Origin of the sequence: Caballeronia udeis (assembly GCF_001544555.2) — a bacterium.
GTDB classification, from domain to species: Bacteria; Pseudomonadota; Gammaproteobacteria; order Burkholderiales; family Burkholderiaceae; genus Caballeronia; species Caballeronia udeis.
In genome coordinates, this window is the sequence record NZ_FCOK02000016.1 from 68,636 (window position 1) to 91,108 (window position 22,473).

The following is a 22,473-nucleotide window of genomic DNA, read 5'->3' on the forward strand; positions in this document are numbered from 1 at the left end:
CGTGCCGGCGGCGAGCGCGAAAGCGGCTTGAAGCGCACCATCCAGAAGGCTCGGATGGAGTACGTATTGCGCGAGAGTCGCGGCTTCCGACTCCGGCACCACCAGGTGAAGCAGCTGCTCTTGATGCCCGGCGAAAATCTCCCGCACGGCGCGATGGCGAACCGACGGCGCGCCTTGCGGTGCCAGTTGCTGCCGCAGCAGAGCGAGGTCCAGCATGACGGGCGCCGCCCCCGCCAGGAGCGTTGCGCTGCCGATGCAGCGGACCGCGCCGCCTTGCGCATCGCGAACCTCGAACGCGACGGCGCCATTGCGAAGCGCGGCAAGCTCGATTGCGAGCGGCCCGATCCCGTCCGCCGGCATCCATTCGACATCGCGGAGCTCGAGTGCGCAAGCCGCCTCCGAATCCGGGGTGGCGTCCACCACCGCGGCGCGAGCCATTTCCAGATAGACCGATGCCGGCAATTGCCGTGAGCTGCGGCCTGACTCGTCATGCAAGAAGAACTCGCTGCCGCTGAATGCCGTGCGGTACGCCTGCCGGCTCAGATTAGACGTATTGACATGCACCAGAGGATGCAATGTTGCAGCCGAGGCATGCGGCACATCATCGGCCTCATCGATCCAATAGCGTTCCTTCGCGAACGGATACGCAGGCAGCGCCGTGCGCCGCGGCGTGCCGTCGGTGTACAGGCGTGTCCAATCGAGACGCAAGCCCTTGCTCCAGAGCTCGCCGAGCATTGGATACGCCTTCTGGTCGAGCCACTTGCCGACCATCGTCTGGAAGTCGGCGTCGGCGTACAACGCGTGCGGCATGTCGTTCTTGTCTGCGACTTGTCCGCGATAGGCACCTGCGACCGACACACGGCCATCGGTCTGCGCTTGACCGGCAACAGCCTGCAATTTCTCGATCAGCTCATCGACGGAGGCCACGATGAATGCCAGTCGCTCGTTCATCGCCTCGCGTCCGACCTGCAGCGTATAGGTGATGCGCTGCAAATCCAGCGCCGGGCCCTTTCGCGCACGCAGGAACGCGAGCAGGTCGTGCACCTTTTGCATCAACTGGTCAGCGCTTCGTGCGGACAGCGGAACCAGCACGGCACGGGGGGGTTCGTCTGCACGACGCATCCGGTCACGGTGTTCCTCGACGACGACGTGCGCATTCGTGCCGCTGAAGCCGAACGAATTGACCGCTGCACGGCGCGGCTCGTCGTCATTGCGTGGCCATGTGCGCAGCGAGTCGTTGATGTAGAACGGCGAATTCTCCAGCGCGATGTGTCGATTGAGCCGCTTGTAATGAACCGTCGGAGGCAACTGCTCGTGCTCGAGCGCAAGCAGCACCTTGATGAATCCCGACACGCCGGCAGCCGTCAGGCAATGGCCGATATTGCTCTTCACGGAACCGAGCGCACAGTAAGCGCGACGCTCCGTATAGCGTTGGAAGGACGACTTCAGCCCCGCCACTTCGATCGGATCGCCCAGCGGCGTGCCGGTGCCGTGCGCCTCGATCAGGCCAATGCCGGCCGGGTCGATGCAAAACCGGTCGTAGACCTCGTGCTGCAGCTGTGCCTGCGATTCCGCATTCGGTGCGGTAATGCCATTTGTTTTGCCATCCTGATTGACGCCCCAGCCCCGCACGATGCCGTGGATGCAGTCGCCGTCGCGTTCAGCATCGGCGAAACGCTTGAGCACGACCACGCCAACGCCCTCGCCAAGTACGATGCCATTGGCGCGATCGTCGAAGGTGCTGCAGCGTCCGTCGGGCGAGAGCATGCCCAGTTGCGAAGTCATGATGTGCATGGACGGACCGGACAGTACGTTGACGCCGCCAGCCAAGGCCAGATCGCTGCCGCCGGAGAGGAGGCTGTCGCAGGCACTGGCAATGGCGACCAGCGACGACGAGCAAGCGGTGTCGATCGACAAGCCAGGGCCGTGCAAATCGAGAAAGTACGCGATGCGCGCGGCGAGGATCGACGGCGCTGCGCCGGTAAACCCTTGGCCGCTCAGCTGCTCGCGCCGGGACAACTGGTGATAGTCGCTCGCCGAGCTGCCGACGAAGACACCGCAGCGGCTGCCCGCGAGCGCCTTCGGATCGTAGCCGGCGTGCTCGATGCCATTCCAGCAGGCCTGCAGGAACAGACGCTGCTGCGGATCCATGCTTCTCGCTTCGCGAGGCGAAATGTTGAAGAACGCGGGGTCGAACAGATCGTATTCGTCGAGTGCGCCCATCCATTTGCTGTAGGTCTTACCGGGCGCGGCGTCGCCTTTTTGGTAATGGCGGTCGATGTCCCAACGGGTTCTCGACACCTCGTCCACGCAATCCCGTCCTTCCGCGAGATTGCGCCAGAACGCATCCAGATCCTTCGCGTGGGGGAACTGCCCGGCCAAACCGATCACCGCAATGGCGTCGTCGCTCGCCGCGCGCGGTGCCGCTGCCGTCTTCGTGCGGCTCGGCTCGCGCCAGGACGCAAGCGAAATGACGGCCGGCGTGACAATAGTGTGAGTGGCGGGCTGAATGACGGGCTGAAGGACCGGCTGACCGGCGCGCTCGACAACCGACGGCCCGACGAGCGTACCGGCCTTCGCCGCCTCTTGTGCAACAAAGCCGCTCAAGCGCTCCAGGGTCGGATAGCTGTACACCTTGATCGCTTCGATCGAGGTACCGTACGTCTCGTTGATCTTGCGGATCCAGGTCACGCCGGTGATTGAGTCCAGCCCCAGATCGACAAATTGCTCGGTGTCACCGATCTCGTGCTCGTCCATGCGCAACTCGTGCGCTAGCAGCGTGCGCAGATGGGCGGCAATGGCGGGAACGGCAGCTTCCCGAGGCGCCGCCTCCTCGGCCAGAGTGACTGCAGGCAGCACAGCAGGCGCGAGAGGGTCAGCGACAGACGCGCCCGTCAGCTCGAGGACATGGCGCGCAAGCTGAATGAGCGTCGGATAGCTGTAGACCTTGACCGCCTCGATGGCAGTCGCATGGATCTCGTTGATCTTGCGAATCCATGTGACGCCGGTGATGGAGTCGAGGCCCAGCGAAACGAACGGCTCGTCGTCGCCGATTTCGTGCTCCGGTATCCGCAGCTCGTGCGCCAGCAGTTGCCGCAGGCTAGCTGCGACAGCATCCAGACCCACGCTCGCGTTGCCTTGCGGCACGCTGGCGGGCGTGGCAACCGGCGGCCTCGCCACGGCCTGCGCCGGACCGGCAACTTGAGCCCCGATGCGGCTTTGAATCCGGGCCAACGTATCGGCCTGTCCGACAAAGGTACGCTCGTGCATGGCGAGCTCGAGCGCCAGTGTCTCCTCGAGCGGCAGCTGCTGCGCCTCAGTCCATCGGCGCTTGATCTCAACGAGGCGCTTTCGTTCGTTTTGCGCGATCGCGCGCGCGAGGTCCATCGCAGCGGCGAGCACCTCGTTGCGCGGTAGCACCGTTTGGCGCAGCCCCCTCTCTTCGAGATCGGTGCCGGAATAATCCCTGGCCGTCAACAGCGTTTCGCGCGCCAGGTCGTAGCCCGTCGTGCGCGGGAAGATCAGCGTGGCGCCCGCACCCGGCGTGAACCCGTAGCTCATATACGGGCTGTAATAACGGCTCTCCTCGCTGAATATCGCGAAGTCCGCGAACATGCCCAAGGCCCAGCCGGCGCCAATGCCATGACCCTGCATGGCCGCGACGACCGGTACGCTGCAAGAGAGGGGCAGCCGGAACACCTGATTGTCGGTGAACCTGGCGCGGCCCTCGTGGATCGCGAGCAGCGTTTCGGACGTGCCGCCCAATGAAAAGTACGTGCCGAAGCCGGTGATGACGACCACCTTGTACTCGTGGCTTGCTTCGACATGTGCGAAGACTTCGCGCATGCCGTCGGAAAACGCATCGGAGAACATATTCTTCGCGTCACGATCTTCCATCAGCACTTCGAGGATGCCATCGGCATGGGAGATGGCCGTGACCACGCCGAACTCAAGCACGATCGGTTTGCGATTTTCCGGCGCGGGCACGTCCTCGGCGGCTTCGCCCGGCGCGAGTTCATCGTCAGGTGCCGGCACGGCCTGGCGCTTTCCGGCAGTCCAGTCCGCCAACGCCTCGACAGGGAAAGAGACCAACGTTTCGGCCAAACGCAAAGCGCCCGGCATGACCTCTTGCGGCTCGAACACCTGGATCGCACCCGAGCGGCGCCGCAGCTCGACCCCAGAGAAGGTGGCGCCGTTCATCAACATCCGTTTGGCGGCCTCGTCGCCGAAGTGCCGGGCAAGAACGGCGGGCGCTGCTTGCGCGATTGCGCCGTCGCGCAGCCACCCCTCGCACGCGTACTTGCCGTCGCCGTTGTACACGCACACGTCGCTGCCAAGCCCAACGAACCAGGCGAGGCTCATCGCGTCGCCATCGAACACGCTGATGGTGGGACAAGCGATCGCCTGCAGCGAGCGCTGCAGGGAGAGCGCCACATGCGCCGCTCCTCTGCTGCCCGCGTGAAGAGGCAGGAAAGCCGGATCATCGCTCGCCAGAATGACGCAGCGGCAAGCCGGCTGCGCGTTGATCAGGCGCACCAGCTCATCGAACTCCCCTAAGAGCGCGTCGGCGTCGAGCGCGCGCTGATGAACGCGAAGCGTAACAACGACGGCTTGTTGCGCATGCGTTGCCACTTGCAGATAGTGGAACGACGGCTCGATGGCGAGCGCGCCCGGGCTCGTCTCGACGAGTGGCATCGCCACATCCGGGACCAGCGCCTGCACCTCGCGGACGATGTGACGCGCCAAGTGGCGCTTCAAGAGCCGCAGCGATTCCTGCGACTTCTCCGCCAAATCCGCAGCCAGGCGATGCGCATAGGCATCGACCTCGTCGGCGGGCAGCACCGGACAGGTCCAGCCTTTGCGCTGCAACTGCTCGCCAAGGGACACCGGGTTCAGATAAAGCAGGTCGCTCGCGCATGCACGCCCGAAGCGTTCGTCGAAGATCGCGTGCACGCCGGCCGGGCTGAGGCCGTTGGCCAGATCGGTGAAACCGTAGTGCGCGGATTGAGCGCACACCATGAAGTCGGCGAGCGCGCCGACCATAAAGCCCGCGCCCAAAGCGTCACCGCGCATCACCGCGATCACGGGGTAAGGGAACTCGGCGATGACCCGATACAGCTTGTGCTCGATCGCATCGGCGTGCGCCTGGCGAGCCCCCCTCAAGAAGCTGCCGTCAGCCCCGCTCAGCATCAAGACTTTGGCGTCCGGCTGCGCTTCGACCGTTCGCATCGCGGCCAGCAATTGATCGATCAGGTGAGGCGTGAGCACATTGCCGCTCTCGCGCTCGTCGATCTTGATCGCAAAGACGCCCCTGCCATGGGAGAACAATTCCACGGATGCGGCCGCATTGCGTTCATCGGGAAGCGCCGCTGCCGACGGCACGCCACCGAGCGCCATCGTCGGCTTTCCGCGCGTGGCGGGGGGAGCGGCGACGGCGGTGCTCGAGGCCGGCGCGCGTAGCGCGACAGCGTTGGGTTTCTTCAGCAGGCTGAGGCCGAACACGACCTGTCGCGGTGCATCGATGGCCAATCCAAGCGGTGCGGATTGCGCAGGGGCGGACAAAACCGCAGCGCCAGAAACCATTGCTGCGTGAGCGACAGGGTGTTCGGACATGAGCGACTGAAAGCGCAGGCCGCGCAATTGCACGCATACGTTCCCGTGCGCGTCGCACATGTCGATATCAAACACCGCCTCGCCAGATGCACTCTTGCCGGGCGCCGGCCGCACCGAGGCGAGCACCGGCTGCGTGCCTGCGAGTACGACCCTTGCCGAACGAAGTGCGACAGGTTGCGCCGCACCGCCTGCTGACGCCGCAGCCGCTTCCCACGCGGCCCCGAAGAGCGCCGGGTGCAAAACGTAGTCGCCCGTCGTGTCGGCCAGCTCAGCCGGCATCCGCAGTTCAACGAGCGACGAGGGCAACGCGCGACGGATCGCATCGAGATCAAGCCGTTCGGGCGCGGGGGCACCGACGTACGTGACATGGCCCTGGCAATGGACCATGTGTGCGGCATTGTCGTCGCCATGGATCTCGAAGCTCGCCCGATCAGCGCGCTGATCAAACAACGCGATTGATAACGAAGGCCGCGCGGCGACGATGCCTGGCAGCGCCCACGCCACCTCGCTCAACTCGAGCACGCCGAACTCGCGTTTCGCCGGCATCGAAACTTCGAACGCCGCGCGTGCCATTTCCAGGCAAGCCGCTGCGCCGAGCCGTTGCTCGCCGGGCGAGCCGCTCAGGAAGAACTCGCTGCCATCGAATTTCGCAGCGTAGCGCTGCTCGTTGAAATCCGACACGTTGCGATGCAGCAGCGGATGCAGCGCATCAGACACGACACTCTTGCCGCCGCGCCGGGTCAATGCCTTGACGTCGATCCAGTGGCGTTGGCGGGCGAATGGATAGACGGGCAGGCTGACGATCGGCGTCGCGAGCGCATGGAGCTTGCGCCAGTTCAACTCGACGCCTTCGACCCACTGCTGCGCGAGCAGGTCCAGCTCGCCCGCGGCGGCCTCGCCCGATGCTGGCACCGCACCCGGGCCCGGCTTGAGCCGTCCGCGATAGACGCCATCGGCGTCGGTCTGGCCGTTGAGAAACGCCTGCAGCTTCTCGATCAGGGCGTTTTCCGAATCGACTACGAGACTCAACCGCTCGCTCATGGCCTCGCGCCCGACCTGGAGCGTATGGGCGATGGATTCGAGCGACGGAATCGGCGCGGGCCCGCGCAGCATGCTCAACAGATCGCGCGCCTTGTGCTCGAGCTGCCCGGCCGTACGTGCCGACAGCGGAACGATCACTGCGCCGCGGCGCTGCGTTGCCTGCGCCACTGGCGCAGGCACGTATTCCTCGATGATCACGTGCGCGTTCGCCCCCCCTGCGCCGAACGACGAAATGCCGGCCATGCGAGTGAGCGTGCGGCCATCGATCGCCGGCGCGTCCCACGCCCGCAGGGTCTGATTGACGACGAACGGCGTGCTGTCGAAATCGATATGCGGGTTCAAGCGGCTCGAATGCAGCGACGGCACGATTTGCCGATGCTTGAGCTGCAGCAGCACTTTGGTCAGTCCCGCGATGCCTGCGGCAGCCTCGCAATGGCCGATGTTGGACTTGGCCGAGCCGATCAGGCAAAAGCCGGTATCGGCGGTGTGTTCGTTGAATACCTTGCTGAGCGCGGCGATCTCGATCGGGTCGCCGAGCTTGGTACCGGTGCCGTGCGCTTCGACATAACTGATGTGGCGCGGATCGACGCGCGCCTCGGCCAAGGCTTGGCGAATCGCGCTGGCCTGGGCCTGCGGGTTGGGCACCGTATAGCCATTGGTCTTGCCGCCGTGGCTGAGCGCACTGCCGCGAATCAAGCCATAGATCTGGTTACCGTCGCGCCTGGCGTCGGAGAGCCGTTTGAGCACGACCACGCCCACACCCTCGCCCGGAATGTATCCGCCGCCACCTTCGCCGAAGCTTTGGCAATGCCCGTCGCTCGAAATGAACTGACCGGCGCTCAACATCAAATACTTGTTGGGATGAATCGTGACGTTCACGCCACCGGCAATGGCAAGCGCCGTGCGCCCGAGCTTCAAGTCCTGGCAGGCGAGGTGAATGGCCGTCAGCGACGACGAACACATCGTGTCCACCACCATGCTCGGGCCGTGCAGATTGAGAAAATACGAGACCCGATTGGCGATGCTCGCCGGATTGCTGGCGAAGCCCATGGGCTTGCCTAGCAGGCTGGCCTCGGCCCCGAGCAGTTGATACTCGCCGTACATCACGCCCGCATACACGCCCACTTGCGCCGGCAAATCGCCGGGGTTCGGCACCTGCAAGGCGGCGCGTGTACAGCCTGCGTCCTCGATGGCCATCCACGCGTGCTGCAGGAACAAACGCTCTTGCGGATCGAGGGTTTCAGCTTCCGGCGGCGAGATATTGAAAAAGCGCGCATCGAACTCGTCGACGCCTTCGATGAAGCCGCCCCACTTGCTGTAGTGCTTCCCCGGGATCGTCCGATCCTCGCTGTAATACTCGCGCCAGTCCCACCGATCCTTCGGCACTTCAATGATGGAATCCTTGCCGTCGCGCAAGACTTCCCAGTATGCGTCGATAGTTGGTGCGCCCGGATACCGGCCGCTCAGGCCGACGATCGCGATCGGATCCGCATCCGCGCTATCGCGCGCCGCATCGCCGCCGCGCTGCGCGTTCGCACGCACGCTCCTGAAGCGAATGCTCGCGCCAGATGCGGCAGACGTCGACGCCAATGCTTGCACCGATGCCTGCGCCGGCTCGTGATTGGCAAGGAGCGTCGCGAGCTTTGGCGCATGGGCCTTGACGAAGTAGTCGGCGAGCTCGGCAAGGCTCAGGTATTCGAAGAACAACGTCTTTGGCAGCGGACCGAAGGCGCGCTCGAGCGCGCGAGTGAGATCGAGCGCAAGAATCGAATCGATGCCGTAATCTTCCAGCGGCGCTTGCGGATCCACCTTGTTCGCCGGCAGCTTCAACAACGCGGCCAACTGCTCGCGCAGGTAGTCCCGGGTCCGCGATGCCACGTCACCGGCCGGCATGTGCGCAAGAACGTCTTGCGCTGCGGGAACCACCAGGGCCTGCTTGGGCGACGGCGCCCCCTCAGCATCCGGAAGACCCAAAGCCCGCTGCATCGCTGCCACATCGCCTTCCATGGCGAGCGTCTGATCACACGTGCTCGCGAGGCTGCGATAAAACATCCGCAAGCCGGTCGCCATGCTCATGGGCACGATGCCGGTCTCCTCGCGCAGCCGGGCGCGGTCTTTGGCGCTCACCTGCATCCCGCCGTCCTGCCACAACGCCCAACGGATCGTGAGCGTACGTCCGAAGCGCTGCCCTGCGGCTACGAACCGATTGCGCAATGTCGCGAAGTGATCCATAAAGCCGTTGGCGGCGGCATAGTCGGCTTGCCCGAGGTTGCCCAGTGCCGAGCTCAACGACGAGAACAGGACCAGAAAATCGAGGTCGACCTCGCGTGTCGCTTCGTCGAGGTTAGCGGTGCCAAGCACCTTGGGTGCGAGCACGCGGCTGAACGCGTCCGCGGTCTTCTTCAGGATGAAGTCGTCCGCCGTCATGCCGGCACTGTGGAAAATGCCGTTGAGCTGCTTGTGCTCGCTGATGAGCCCGGCAACCAACTGCTTGACCTGGTCTGGGTCCTCAAGATCCAGTTGCCGGTATTCGAGCGTGCCGCCACCACTCTGCAACGAGGCCAGCACCGCACGCTTGTCCTCCGAGCCTTCGATATCGGCCGGCGCGGCGCGTCCGGTCAGAATGACGCGCGCATGCTCCGTGCGCCGCAGGATCTCGCGCGCGAACACCGCGCCGAGGCCACCCAGGCCACCCGTGATGAGATACACGCCGTGATCCTTGAACGCAGCGCCTTCGGCGACCGGATTCGCGCTCTCCTCCTGCAGCAGTTGCCAATGCGCGACATATCTCACGCGGTCTTCATAGCGGATCAGCACGTCGTGCGGCTGATTGCTCTCGGCAATGAGATGCGCTGCAAGCGCCGCCGAGTCGGTACGCTCATCGGTGAAAACGAGCTGCGCGACGACCATCGGATTCTCGAGAGCCGCAGTCTTAAACAGTCCAGAAAGCCCGGCGAACACCAGATTCTCTTCCCCACTCGGCAGCACAAACTGGACTACCGTACGATGCTTCGGCTTATCCTCGATCGCAATCTTCAGTATACCGAAACATGCCATGGACAGCTGTGCGTAGCGGTGAGCAAGATTACCTTCGCTCACCTGCAACGTCGTGGTCTCGCAGCCGAACGCCTGCGTGTCGATGTCGGGCAGCGCGCACAACACGACGTGCCGTGTGACATCGGCCGCAGCGACGCTCGAGGCAATCGCCGGCTTCCATAATTCAGTCGCGAGCAGCGCCCCGCGCTGCTCGCGACCGATCGCGCGCGCCGTGAATCCTTGAATCTGCACGCAGACATTGCCCTCGACGTCGCACAAATCGATATCGAGCTTCACGAACTTGTCATTGGCTTCAGCCTGCGAGGTGCGGCGCACCCACGCGAACATCTCTTCGGTGCAAGCCGAAAGCACGCGCACGCGATCGAGCGCGAACGGCACGACGGCGGTGGCGGGCGGCTGGCGCATGTCGACCAGCAAAGCTGTTGCGGCCTGCAAGGCGCCGTCCATCAGGCTCGGGTGAAGGACGAAATGCTCGCTGCCGGCCCGGGCGGCAGCCGGCAACGCCAGCCGTGCCAGCAACTCGTGCTCGCCGCGCCGCAGGGTTTGGATAGCGCGATGCGCAGGCCCGTAGTGCAAACCCATGGCCGCGAAGGCCTCATAGAGGCTATCGGCTTCCCATTGGTCCAGCCCCATCGACATCTCGAGCGCGGTCACATTGACGCTCGCCTGAACCGGCAGATCGCCCCAACTGCCACGACCTTGGCAATGGATGATGGAGTCGTCGCTGTAGATTTCGAATTCGATGTCTGCGTCATCCATCACCAGCGCGATATCGACTTGCTTGTGCGCGGCAACGATGATCGGCTGGACCCACACGATGTCGCGCAGCTCGAAAGCGCGGATCTCCGACGGCCGGGGGACGGCACGCTCGATCGCGGCACGCGCCATTTCCAGCGCCGCTACGCCCGGCAGGACCTTGTCGAGCGCCGCGTCGCCCTGTTCCTGAGGCCTCACGCGTACCACGTGATCCCTGAGGAAGAACGCATCCGCGGACAGGGTCGAGCTATAGCGATGCTCATTCAGATCGGACGTGTTCGCGTGCAGCAGCGGATGCAGTTGCAGCACGCCCGCCGCGGGCGGCGTCGCCTCGATCCAGCAGCGCTCTTTGGCGAAGACATAGGTCGGCAGGCACACCCGTTTGGGTTTGGCGAGCGCGTGAAGCTTGGGCCATTCCACCACCTCCGCGCGAACCCAAGCCGCCGCGAGCTTGCTCAGTTCCCCTTCAGGGAACACAGTCTCGCCGCTCTCAATGTAGGCACGCAAGAGCGCAATGAGCTCGGGCACGGCCTCGGCCACGAAGGCCGCCCGGCACTCCATCGCCTCGCGGCCGCTTTGCAGCGTGTAGGCGACGTCGGCCAGATCGATGCGCTCCGCCGGCTCGGCCAGAAAATCGGCCAGCCGTTCCGCGTAGGCACGCAGGCTCGCCTGCGATTTGGCCGAGATCGGGACAATCACGGGTTTGGCCGCGCGCCTTGCGCGCGTGCTCTGCGCCGCCGCGTGCTGCTCGATCACAATGAACGCGTTGGTACCGCCTACCCCGAGACTGTTGACCGCGGCGCGGCGCGGCGTGCGGCCCTGCGCCAGCCGGCGGAGACCGGGCTCGATGGTGAACGGCGTGTTCTCGAACTTGATCCTTGGATTGGGCTCCTTGTAATTGACGGCGGGTGGAACGATGCCGTGCTTGACCACGAGCACCGCCTTGATCAACCCGGCGATGCCGGCCGCCGCTTCGAGGTGGCCGATGTTCGCCTTCACCGCACCGAGTGCGCAGAACCCCTTTTCGCCGGTGTATTCCTTGAAAGCTGCGGAGAGCGCCTTGACCTCTTCCGGGTCGCCCATCGCGGTGCCGGTGCCGTGGGCTTCGACAAACCCGATAGAAGCGGCATCGACGTCGGCATTGCGCAAGGCAGCGCCGATGCAGGCAATCTGGCCTTTCGCGCTGCTTGCGGCATAGCTCATCTTGCCCTTGCCGTCGTTGCTGATTGCGGAACCCTTGATGACAGCGTGAATGTTGTCGCCATCACGAATAGCGTCGGAAAGACGCTTGATCAGCACGAGCCCGACGCCACTGCCGAACACGACGCCGTCGGCACCCGCATCGAAAGGACGCACGCACCCCGACTTCGAGAAGATGTAGCCATCTTTATAGAGGTAGCCCTGAGCGTGCGGCACGCGCACGCTCACGCCGCCCGCCATTGCCATGTCGCATTCGCCGTTAAGCAGGCTGAGCCGCGCCTGATGCAGCGCCACGATCGACGTCGAGCATGCCGTCTGGATCGTCATGCTCGGCCCGGTCAGATTCAGCTTGTAGGAAACGTAGGTGGCGAGAAAATCCTTGTCGTTGCCAAGATGGGTCGAGCCGGCAGTCACCTTCTCGAAGCGATCATCAAGGTTGACGAAGTTCGCGAAATAGCTGGTGGCGACCCCGCCCCCGCCGGCGAACACACCGACATTTTGCGGGCCACGGCCGGCGTAGCCGGCGTCCTCCAGCGTCCCCCACGCGCACTGCAGGAGCAGACGGATCTGGGGATCCATCAGCTCCGCTTCCAATGGCGAGATCTTGAAAAAGCCCGGGTCGAAACGATCGACGTCATTTAACGTCGCCGAGACTTTCACATAGTTGCGCCCGGCAATGTCTGCCTCGCTCACGCCGTTACGCCTGAGCTCGTCATCAGACATCGTCTGGATGCTGTCACGCCCTGCACAGAGATTGTCCCAGAACGCGGACACGCTATCGGCACCCGGAAATTTTCCGGACATGCCGATGATCGCAACATCGTCGCCCTTGATATTCACTTTTCTTTAATCTCTTAAGAAGACAGTTCGCAGCAGCAGCCGATTACTGGGAGCGTTCGAGGCAGCTTGTGTAGACGCGGCAAAGATCGCCGAACGTGCGGATGTCGGTGATCATCACGTCCTCGCGCAGGAATGGATCGATGCCGAGTTCCTCTTCGAGGCCGGCGATCAGCGCCGCGACCGTGAGCGAAGTGAAGCCGAGGTCGTCGACGATTTCGCTCTCGTCGGTGAGCTCCGGCAGGTTGAGATCGCGCTGCGCCGCGATGTTGCGGATGACCTTCTCGATGGTTTGCTTGATGTCGTCGCTCATTTCCTAATCCCCTGTCAGACCGTCAATCCGCCGTCTACGACAAACGTTTGGCCAGTGATGAATTTCGATTCGTCCGAAAGCAGAAACTTGACGACGGAGGACACGTCTTCCACCGTCCCCAGGCGACCCAGCGGCGTCTGGCGCACGATGCGGCCTTTTTGCTGCTCGGTGAGTCCGTGGGTCATTTCCGTTTCCATGAAACCGGGTGCGACCGAATTGACGCGCACGCCCATGGACCCCAATTCCCTCGAGAGGCTTCTCGTCAGGCCGTCGAGCGCGGCCTTGGTCGCGCTGTAGGCGCCGACGCCCTTGAAGCCACGCACGCCGACAACCGATGACACATTCACAATGGCGCCCGCGCCGCGGACCATCATCTGCTTCACGCACAACTGCGACAGGCTGATCGCGCCACCCAGGTTGACGGAGATCATTTGCGAAATGTCCTTGCTCTTCATCGTCGTGAGGATCCCCTCGTGCGCCATGCCCGCGCTATTGACGAGGTAGCCCACGCGGCCATGCTGCTCGCGTACGCGTTGCAAGAAGCCCGAGAGCATGTCTTCGTCGGCGATGTCGACGGACTCCCAGTAGAGCCGGCCTTTGCTTTGCGCGATCGCCAGTTCGAGCTCGGAGGTCGGGTTGCGGCTGAAAGTGGCCACTCTGTAGCCGGCTGCAATCAGCGACTCGCAGAGGGCCAATCCCAGGCCTTTGCTGCCGCCGCTGACCACGGCGACTCGTGTACTAGATTCGATCATTTGGTTGTCTCAGCTTTACTCATGCAAGGGGTTGCTCTAATGCGGCTTGCGGCGTTGCGTCGTCTTCGCCTTCGTCTCCGTCTTTAGCCACTGCCTCGGTCTTGCTGATGCGGATCTTCTTGAAGCGCGTACCGACCAGGCTCTGCTGATCTGCGATGGTGATGAGCCCTGGCACCTTGAACGGGCTCAAATGCTGCTGGCACTGCTCGATGATGCGGCGCTTGAAAACCGCCGGCTCTTCATCGCGCTCGAGAACGCACTCGGCCCAGACCATCTGCCCAACCACCGGGCTCAGCTTTTTCCGGACGACCACATCCTTCACGTTGTCGAGCGTGAGCAAAAAGCTCTCGATCTCGACCGGGAACACCTTCTCGCCGGCTACATTAATTATTTCGGACTCGCGCCCGAGGATCTTGAAGTACTCGCCGTCGACTTCGACTTTGTCGCCGGTGTTGTACCAGCCGTCGGCATCGAACGGGCTCGGCGAATTGAGATAACCGAGCATCGGCTGAGCGCTCTTGATCCAGAGCACCCCGTCGCGTACTTGCACATCGAACCCCTCTCCGCCGATCTTCATCCACTTCGATGACGAGTTCTTCGATTGCGTCGCCAGGATGCCGAGCTCGGAGAGGCCATACGTCTGCTTCAAGGTCACGTTCGGGAGAGTCGCGTGCAAGCTGGCGAGCGTCGATTCGGGCATCGCCTCCGTGCCGTAGGTGATGACCTTCAATGACGAGAGGTCGTAATGCTCGTGCGCGCGCGACATCAGCAGCATGGTCAAGAACGACGGCGTAGTTGGCAGCAGCTCAACCTGGAACCGTTCGACGCAGGCGCAAATGTCCTTCGCTTGCCGTGAAGCGCAAGTGACGACCGTACCGCCGTTGAAGATCACCGCGAACAACGTGTTCAAGCCGCCGATGTGATCGAGCTTCAAGAACAGCAGCGTGCGGAACGACGCGCGCACACGCTCGCGATACTTGCTGACCATGCGTTCATAGTCGAGCAGCACGGCTTTGCCCTTGCCCGTACTGCCGGATGTGAAGATAACGACGCCCGCCCGGCCCTCGGCCACCATCGGCTCAAGCAGCTCGTGCAGTGGCGCGCCGCTCGATGGCAGCGCACGATGTTGCGTGGTCTCGGGCGTGATCGGCCCTTGTGCCGCAACGGTAATCAGCCGCGAAGCGCCAACGGTGGCCAGGCGCTCCTCGATAAGACTCCGGTCGTCCTCGGCAAGCGGAATAACAATGCATCCGCACGCGAGCAACGCCTGGACGAGCGCAATTACATCGATGTGGTAGTCCGCCACCAGTCCCACGCGATCGCCCGCTCCAATGTTCCAGCCGCGAAGCGCCTCGCCCCACTGCTCGGTCTTCGCAACGAACCCGGCATAGGTAGCCGAACCCGATTCATCGACCGAGATGATTCGCTCCCCGAAATTCTCGAGACGTTCTTTTATCCAGTCCATTACCGTGTCCTCAAAGTGTTCGCCGGCACCCGGTCAATTCGCCGCATTCACACCGCTCGTGGCCGGGTCGAGAAAATCGAAATGGGCGTTGCGGTACTTCTCCTGGCGCAGCATGGCCGGATTGTGCTCGGTGAGCTCCGTGTATAGCTGAGAGGGTGCGCCGAGGTTCAGCAGAATCTGCGGGAAGAAGCCGCCCATGTCGAGGTCGTACAGCAATTCGACCTGGATGGAACCATCAGGCATCGGCGTATAGCGCCAGACGTTGTGAGCGTGCTCGAGGCGCACGCAGCAATTGTCGGGCGGCAGATGGTTCGGCACCGCGAGGCTCTCGAGCGTCACCACCCTGGTGACCGGGTCAACATGCACCTGGTTTTGCAACAGCATTTCGCGCGGCTTGAACGGCGGGAACAGCTTGATGGTCCACATCGTCACGTTGTTGAGCCTGCGCGGATCCCATGGCGTAAGAATCTTGTAGCTCTGGCAGCCGGCAACCCACTTCGAGCAATCGTTCGCGATGCTCTCGTCGAGCGCCGGCGCGATGATGTTGCTCATGCTGAATTCCCTGGACTGCGTAACGGCCCGGATCCTGAGCGACTCGGAGCCCGGCGTCTTCATCGTGTAGACCTGCGTGCCGTTCTTGTCGATCTTCAGGTCCCAGCGATTGGAGCCGGAGATGAGCCACAGCCAGTTCGCGAACACGATGAGCATCACAACAATCGGCAACGCGATGACCAGCCGCTTGACGAGCCGCAACAAACTAAAGCCGCCCTTCTTGCTTGTGCCGGCCAGCGCATCGGCCCCGGGCTTCGAGTTCACGGTTTGAATTTCCATTTGCACCTCTATTCGATGAGTTCGTTATTGCCCGTTATCCGGCGACGCCTCGAGACTGGTCGAGCCGAACGTGACGGGCTTGCTTTCGTCCAGGAAAGCGAGGTGGGCATCGCGGTACTTCTGCTGACCGAGCAATGCCGGGATGTCCCTGGACAGGAGTTCGAATACGAGCTGAGGTGCGTGCAGATTCTCCAGAATCGCGGGGAAAGTACCGCCCAGACTGAGGTCGTAGACCACAATGACCTGGGTCGAACCATCGGGCAGCGGCGTATAGCGCCAGATGTTGTCCATGTGGTTCATACGCACGCAGCAATCATCAGGGGGCAGCTTGTTCGGCACGGCGATGTTCTCGAGCCTGACCACCTTGGTGTCCGGATCCTGGTGAATCTGACCCTGAAGCAGCATTTCGCGCGGCTTGAACGGTGGGAACATGGCGACCGTCCACAAGGTGATGTTGCTGAGGGAGCGGTTATCAAAGTTCTTGATGATCCGGTAGCCCAGGCAGCCGGTCACCCACTTCGCGCAATCTCGCTGGTTCTGAATGCTTTCATCGACAAGCGATGCGATCTGGTTGCTGAGGGTCATGCCCCGGAACACCCGCACGCCCTGGACCTTGAGCGACTCGGAGCCGGGGGACTTGAGCGTGTACACCTGCGTGCCGTCCTTGTCCATCGCGAGCTTCCATTGGTTCGAGCCGGACATGATCCAGATCCAGTTCGCCAGCGTGACCAGCGTGACGATCACTGCCAATACCATCGCCGCCCGCTTGACCGACCGCAGGCTGAAACCGCCGCGTCTGCGCCGAGCTGTCGGCACATCAGGCTCCATATTCGCCTTCGTGACTTGTGCTTCCATCTGGATCCCCATAGATTTAATTGGCGCCGAGCTCTTGGACGTAGCCGACATGCGCGTTGCGGTACTTCTCCATGTTCATCAGGTCTTGCATGCCGTGGAGAATCTGGTACGTTCCCTCGATCAAAGCGAGGTTGGCTACGACGTATGGCAGACCACCGATATCGGTGTCTTGCTGGAAATCGATGTCGAGCTTGCCGTCGGGCAACGGCGTCAATTTCCAGTGGTTGTGCAGGCGCGTGATGCGCACACAGCATGGGTCACGCGGCAGGCGGTCTGGTGCGGCGATGATGTTGATGCGCACCTGCCTGGTGACCCGGTCCTGCACCTGCTCTTGCAGCAGCACGTACTCGCGCGGCTTCAATCCCTTCAGATCGAATTTGAACGTGACGTATGCCGCATAGCGGCCGGGCACGCTCGGCAGTTGCTCGATGACGCGGCCGTCGTAGCAGTGCGCATCGACGCAGCTGTCGAGATCCTCGAGCAGCTTGATCATGCCCGCGAGCCTGGAGTCGACGCGCGTGTGCGCTTTGATCAGCAAGAGGCCCGAGCCGGGCGTCTTCAAGGTCCAGACTTGAACGCCTTCCTTGTCGGTCGCGAGCTTCCATTGATTCGAGCCTGATGCCACCCACACCCAGTTCGCAATCAGTGCGATCACGAGCAATGCCGCGAGGCCGTACAGCACAAACCTGAACCACCCCCTCTTGCGTTTGGCCTGTGCCGGTGAATTGGCGATGAGACTTGGATCACTTGCTGGTGTCATGATTCGGTTTCCATCGAGTGGTTAGGGATTAAGCGCGCGATGGCGCCAGTTCAAAGCGCGCTCAGAAGGTGCCTCGACAGATACTTCGCCAGACAGACGAGCGAGACGGTCGGCGTGCCGCGCATATCGTCGGGGAGCACCGAGCCGTCGCAAACATGAAGACCGCGAAACTGAGTTTCAAGCGTGCTGTCGACGTGCTCTTGAATTCGTACCAGGCCTCCAACGCGGCCCGCGGCGGTGACGCCGAAATCGACGATGTCCTTGGCGCCCGCTTTCTCGAGGATCTTGACGGCCGCTTGCCGGCCGCGGTCGAGCTTGGCCCGGTCGTGCTGATCGAATGTCTTGTGCAAACGCCCGTTCGGGCGCATTTGTCCGCCAAGGCCATCCTTGACCTTGACGCCAATGCCGATCGTCTCGGGAAAAGCGAACAAATGCTTGAGCTTCATGCCGCCCACCATCATCGGCCGATGCAGCGCGCGCACAATGTTGGCGTCGCTCAACTCGATGCCCGCATCCAGCTGGCAGCCCGCGCTGCCTACGAAACCGTCGGTGCCCTTGAGGCCGGGCACGAGGCCATAGATCGCGTAGCCGGGGTTGCAATAGAAGCCGCGCGCGCCAATGCCCTCGACGCCGGTGTCACGCAAAATCTTCGGCGTTGCCAGCTCGCCCGCGGCGAGCACGATCTTCTTCGCGTAAGCTTTGCGGAGCTCAGCGCCGAACGGGCTCTTTCTGAGCTTGTACTCGACGCCAACGGCGCGCTCGCCGTCAACGAGGATCCTGGAAACGGTGGCGCCGTTCATGAGCACGGCGCCGTTGGCAAGCGCATCCTGAACCGATGACTTCGCTTTCCATTTGGCGTCGTAGGCATAGCCGGCAGTGCATCGCGAAGCGTCGACGAGCATGTCGAATTTGTGCCAGTCGTAGCCCAAGGCCCGCGCGCTGTCGCTCAGCGCGCATCCTTGCGGGTTCAGCAGCGAATCAGGCAGCGGCCCGATCGGCAGTTCGTTCCTGATGGCCGCGAGATCGCCGGCAAGGTCAATGCCCAGCGTGCGGAAGGTATCGAGCTGCGGATAGTTGACTACGGCGAAATAGAGGCTTGTCGAACCGCCTGTCGTCAGTGCGCGCACGGTCGAGAGCCCGCGATCGCCGAGAATGACGCGATCGGCAATCGAGACGATCGCGCCAAGGGTCTCCTTGAGCGGCGGGTTGGCGCCGCGCTCGAGAATCAGCACGCGCTTGTTGCGCAGGGCGAGCTCCTTGGCAATCGTCCCACCGCACGTTCCCGAGCCGATGACGATCACGTCGAATTCGCGCTGCCCGGCCTTGGCGCTCATGCTCGCCTCCGCTGCTGCTCAGAGCGCGAGGCCGATTTGCCGGCCGGCTTCGGCAAGTACTGGTTAATTTTCTTCGCCACGTCCGCGGCGCTCTCACGTTCGAGAATCGCGAAGTGATCGGACTGGATCTCACAGGTCCGCAGTTGGCCAGCAACCAGCGTGCCCCATCCATAATCGTCAGGCACGTTGGCAAAACCATCGCTCGCACGGATGAGGACCACGACCGACTCGTGCGGCAACGGCCCCGGCACATAGGCGCGGCAGGCCCTCTCGCTCGCCGTGGCGACGTCGACCGTCGCCATGAACTGCGCTTTGGGCACCGTCACGCCCAACTGGCAGAGACTGTCGTACAGGAAGGCACTGCGTTCGCCCTCGGACAATAGCCGCAGCGCGCGCGCGTCCAGATCGGAAACCGCGCCGAGCGACTTGACGAAATGCCTGAACACGGCGGCGGTCATGTCCGTCACGTCGGTGTCCCGCGCGGTGGGGCACAGTGTGTCAAGCAGCATCAGCGATGCGACGCGCTCATTGCGTTGCATCAGCGCTCTCGCCATCTCGAACGCCACCACGCCGCCATTCGAGTAACCGAACAAGTTATACGGCCCCTCTTTCTGCACGGATCGCAATTGCGCGAGGTTGAACTCGGCCATCGCTTCGATGCTCGTCACCGACGATGCGTTGCCGTCAAGACCGAGCGGCTCCAGACAGTACAACGGCTGGTCATCGCCCAGCGCGTGGCTGAGTTGCTGCAACGACAAGGCACTGCCTCCGGCGCCCGGCAAAGCGAAAATGGGCGCCTTGCGGCCTTTTGACTGAATGGCGATCAAGACATTGACGTTGACCGGCACGTCGAGCGCGTCCGCCGGTTCATTGCCAACGATGTCCCCGCCGGCAGTGTCGCCATCGGCGACGGGCCCGCTAGCGGCGACGACGAGCGAGTCGACAAGTTCCGGATACGTTTTCGCCAGATAGGCGGCGAGCGCTTCGATCCGCGGGTGCTGGAACACGGTGCTGGGCGACAAGGCAATACCCAGTACTTCATCGACGCGCTGAAGCACCGCGGCAATGCCGATAGAGGTCATCCCCAACTCGATCAGCGTTTTGTCCGGCGCGATGTCGGCCGCAGGCTTCGCCAATTGCCGTGCCACCTCATGCTTGAGTAAAAGCGCCACGCGCTGCACGGCCGCCATGGGGACCTCGTTGCCAGGGTGCGGCGCACTCACGGGCAACCGATAGAAATGCCACGCATCGGGTGCCGCCGATTCGTCGGCCAGCGCCTCGCTCAAATCCGGGCTCGTCGGCTCCGCCACCGCCCCCATGCGTGGCCGGAAACTCGTGCGCTCAGCAAAGTCGATCCAGTGCCGCTCCTTCGCAAACGGATAACCGGGCAGCGTAGCCGCGCGCACCGATGCGCCTTGCCAGATCGTGCGCCACGGCATCGATACGCCGTTGACCCACAGCAACGCAATCTGTTTCCAATCGCCGCTTTGCACGGCTTCTCTCAATTGCATCCGCGCCATATCCGAGCCGATCAGCGCCGCCAGCGGATTCTTTCGTCCGGTGTCGACACGGCCATGGAAAATACCGTCCATCTCCAGCCCCACCGGTTCGCGCAGACCCGACTCGAGCACGCGCCTTAACTTGGCCAGAAGCGCCTCGCGCGAGGACGCCACCACCGCCAGCCTCGCATCAAGCGCCCGACGCCCGACTTGCGCGGTAAAAACGAGATCGTCGAAACGCACGGCCTCGACGGCTTCGGTGCTCGAGAGGGACAGGAAGCCGACATAGCCGCGCACGTAGGCCTCGAGGCGGCCGGCGTCGCTCGCAGACAGGACGAAGAGCCGCTCGCAAGCCACATCGGGGCTCGCCGTGGCGCGCGCATCCAGGTGCTCCTCGAGCAGGATGTGAACGTTGGTGCCGCTATCGGCGAAGGAGTTGATCCCGGCCCTGATGGGCACATCGCCCTCGCGGATGTCCTCGAATGCAATCGCACGATCGGCGATATAGAGCGGATGGGCGGCGCTATCGACATCGAGGAAGCTGTTGATACGCTGCTTCGAAATCGTGGCTGGAAAGCGCTTGTGATGCAAAGACAGCGTCAACTTGATGAGATTGACGGCGCCGCTCGCTGCTTCGACGTTGCCGATGTTGCCCTTGACGCTGCCAAGTGCGCAGCGCTTCGCATTCTGCGAGCGGCTCGTGAACGCGTTCTTGACGCCTTCGTATTCGAAGGAATCGGCCCATTTTCTGGCGTAGCCGTCAACCTCGACGTAGCGGACGGATTCCGGAGCGACGGCGGCCAGGCTGTAGCAGGTGCTCAGCACGTCGGTGATCGACTCGTGCCGCACCTCGGACATGCTGCGGGCCGAACCGCGGTAATTCTGATGCGACGACTTGATGACGGCGTAGATCCGGTCGTTGTCCCGTTGCGCGTCGGCGAGGCGCTTCAACACGACCATGGCGACACCCTCGCCGCGCGTGAATCCGCTCGCGTCGTTGTCGAACACACCGCTCGTGCCGTTGGCCGACAGCAAACCATACTGCGACGAAGCGACATAGTCGTCGGCAAAGAGATTCAGAGACACACCGCCAGCGAGCGCCAGATTGCTCTCGCCATTGACGAGCGAGTAGTACGCCCGGTTGATCGCAACGGCCGAGGACGCGCAGTTGACGTTGATCGACTCGCTCGGGCCGCGCAGGTCGAACGCAAACGAAATGCGGTTGGCCAGGTAATAGGTCGGACTCGACGAGGTGAACAAAGGCCCGTCCGTGAGACTCTGAAAGTTGAGCTCGCGCAATCGCTGTTCATACTCGGAATACTGATAGCCGACGAACACGCCCGCCTTCGTGCCGGCCAGCGACTCGACGTCGATGCCGGCGTCTTCGATGGCGTGGTACGTCTGCTGCAAGAGCAGGCGCTGCTGCGGGTCCATCTCCTTCGCCTCGTTGGCGGAAAGGCCGAAGAAACCTGCGTCGAAACAATCTACGTCGTCGATGAGGGCGCCCCATTTCGACACCGTCTTGCCGGGCGCCGGGCCTTCAGCATAGTAGTCCTGCCAGCGCCAGCGCGAAGCCGGGATCTCCCTCACGCTGTTCTTTTCGCCGAGCAGATTGGTCCAGAACACCTGCGCATTCGGCGCATCGGAGAGCGTGCAGCTCAAGCCGACAATCGCGATATCGGTGGCACGCTGAGGCCGGGCGGTGTCGGCATCGGCCGCATCGGCCGCATCAGCCGCCGAAGAGAGGCCATAGTGCTTCATCAGATCGTCGGCATGATCAGACACGAGCGCATCGGCGATGTCTTCGATCGAGCCGAACTCGTTGCCTGCCAGATCGACCGAAAATTTGCTGCTGACGTACTCGATCAGGGCCTGGGCCTCGACTTGCGCCTGAGCCCGCGCCGGTTCGACTTCGCGCACGAGCCCTGCCAGCAGGGCGGCAAGCTCACGCAGCGTGCTGACATCGGCGAACTGCGCAGGCGTCAGCGCGACGTCGAACTCGCTCTCGATGCCGCTGATCAGCTCCATCACGATGATGGAGTCGATGCCGAGCGCATGAAACTCCGCATCGGCATCGATGTTCTGCGCCGGCAGCTTGATGGTTGCCTCGATCACGCCGGTGAGGCGCTGAAGCACATGCAATGGAGCCGCGTTCGACAT

9 protein-coding genes (1 of these 9 running past the window's edge) are annotated in these 22,473 nt (G+C 63.1%); all 9 read right to left on the bottom strand.

Annotation, left to right across the window (positions count from 1 at the left end):
- Tightly spaced (at most 50 nt apart), the 9 genes in view from AWB69_RS47685 to AWB69_RS14125 form a layout consistent with a single transcriptional unit that may run on beyond the window.
- On the bottom strand, positions 1 to 12,507 hold the 5' portion of the coding sequence (locus AWB69_RS47685; protein ID WP_062085606.1) for an SDR family NAD(P)-dependent oxidoreductase. The gene continues 4,812 nt to the left of window position 1, outside the view; the window shows 12,507 of its 17,319 coding nt (coding positions 1-12,507); the start codon lies at positions 12,505 to 12,507; the stop codon falls past the left edge of the window.
- A 43-nt stretch (positions 12,508 to 12,550) separates the two neighbouring features.
- A complete protein-coding gene (locus AWB69_RS14090; RefSeq protein WP_062085608.1) occupies positions 12,551 to 12,817 on the bottom strand; it encodes an acyl carrier protein in 267 nt (88 codons plus the stop codon).
- A gap of 14 nt (positions 12,818 to 12,831) precedes the next feature.
- Positions 12,832 to 13,569, bottom strand: a complete 738-nt coding sequence (locus AWB69_RS14095; RefSeq protein WP_062085610.1) for an SDR family NAD(P)-dependent oxidoreductase — start codon at positions 13,567 to 13,569, stop codon at positions 12,832 to 12,834.
- Positions 13,570 to 13,588: 19 nt separating this feature from the next.
- Positions 13,589 to 15,034: a long-chain fatty acid--CoA ligase gene (locus AWB69_RS14100; protein ID WP_062085612.1), complete on the bottom strand. Its 1,446-nt coding sequence runs from the start codon at positions 15,032 to 15,034 to the stop codon at positions 13,589 to 13,591.
- A gap of 33 nt (positions 15,035 to 15,067) precedes the next feature.
- The gene (locus AWB69_RS14105; RefSeq protein WP_062085614.1) at positions 15,068 to 15,865 is read right to left on the bottom strand and encodes an SRPBCC family protein; all 798 of its coding nucleotides are present in this window, start codon (positions 15,863 to 15,865) and stop codon (positions 15,068 to 15,070) included.
- A gap of 24 nt (positions 15,866 to 15,889) precedes the next feature.
- Complete coding sequence (locus AWB69_RS14110) at positions 15,890 to 16,720, bottom strand: START domain-containing protein (RefSeq protein WP_197500233.1); 831 nt, start codon at positions 16,718 to 16,720, stop codon at positions 15,890 to 15,892.
- Positions 16,721 to 16,736: 16 nt separating this feature from the next.
- On the bottom strand, positions 16,737 to 17,480 hold the full coding sequence (locus tag AWB69_RS14115) for an SRPBCC family protein (protein WP_062085617.1): 744 nt from the start codon (positions 17,478 to 17,480) through the stop codon (positions 16,737 to 16,739).
- Positions 17,481 to 17,530: 50 nt separating this feature from the next.
- Positions 17,531 to 18,814, bottom strand: coding sequence for a GMC family oxidoreductase N-terminal domain-containing protein (locus tag AWB69_RS14120; RefSeq protein ID WP_062085618.1), 1,284 nt, complete (start codon positions 18,812 to 18,814; stop codon positions 17,531 to 17,533).
- Positions 18,811 to 22,473, bottom strand: a complete 3,663-nt coding sequence (locus AWB69_RS14125; RefSeq protein WP_062085619.1) for a beta-ketoacyl synthase N-terminal-like domain-containing protein — start codon at positions 22,471 to 22,473, stop codon at positions 18,811 to 18,813. Before AWB69_RS14125 ends, AWB69_RS14120 begins: the two co-directional genes overlap by 4 nt.

What these genes read in the sequence shown, in the direction of transcription:
- AWB69_RS14090 (WP_062085608.1), bottom strand. Translation starts at nt 12,817, where the DNA reads ATGAGCGACGACATCAAGCAAACCATCGAGAAGGTCATCCGCAACATC.
- AWB69_RS14095 (WP_062085610.1), bottom strand. Translation starts at nt 13,569, where the DNA reads ATGATCGAATCTAGTACACGAGTCGCCGTGGTCAGCGGCGGCAGCAAA.
- AWB69_RS14100 (WP_062085612.1), bottom strand. Translation starts at nt 15,034, where the DNA reads ATGGACTGGATAAAAGAACGTCTCGAGAATTTCGGGGAGCGAATCATC.
- AWB69_RS14105 (WP_062085614.1), bottom strand. Translation starts at nt 15,865, where the DNA reads ATGGAAATTCAAACCGTGAACTCGAAGCCCGGGGCCGATGCGCTGGCC.
- AWB69_RS14110 (WP_197500233.1), bottom strand. Translation starts at nt 16,720, where the DNA reads ATGGAAGCACAAGTCACGAAGGCGAATATGGAGCCTGATGTGCCGACA.
- AWB69_RS14115 (WP_062085617.1), bottom strand. Translation starts at nt 17,480, where the DNA reads ATGACACCAGCAAGTGATCCAAGTCTCATCGCCAATTCACCGGCACAG.
- AWB69_RS14120 (WP_062085618.1), bottom strand. Translation starts at nt 18,814, where the DNA reads ATGAGCGCCAAGGCCGGGCAGCGCGAATTCGACGTGATCGTCATCGGC.
- AWB69_RS14125 (WP_062085619.1), bottom strand. Translation starts at nt 22,473, where the DNA reads ATGTCGAACGCGGCTCCATTGCATGTGCTTCAGCGCCTCACCGGCGTG.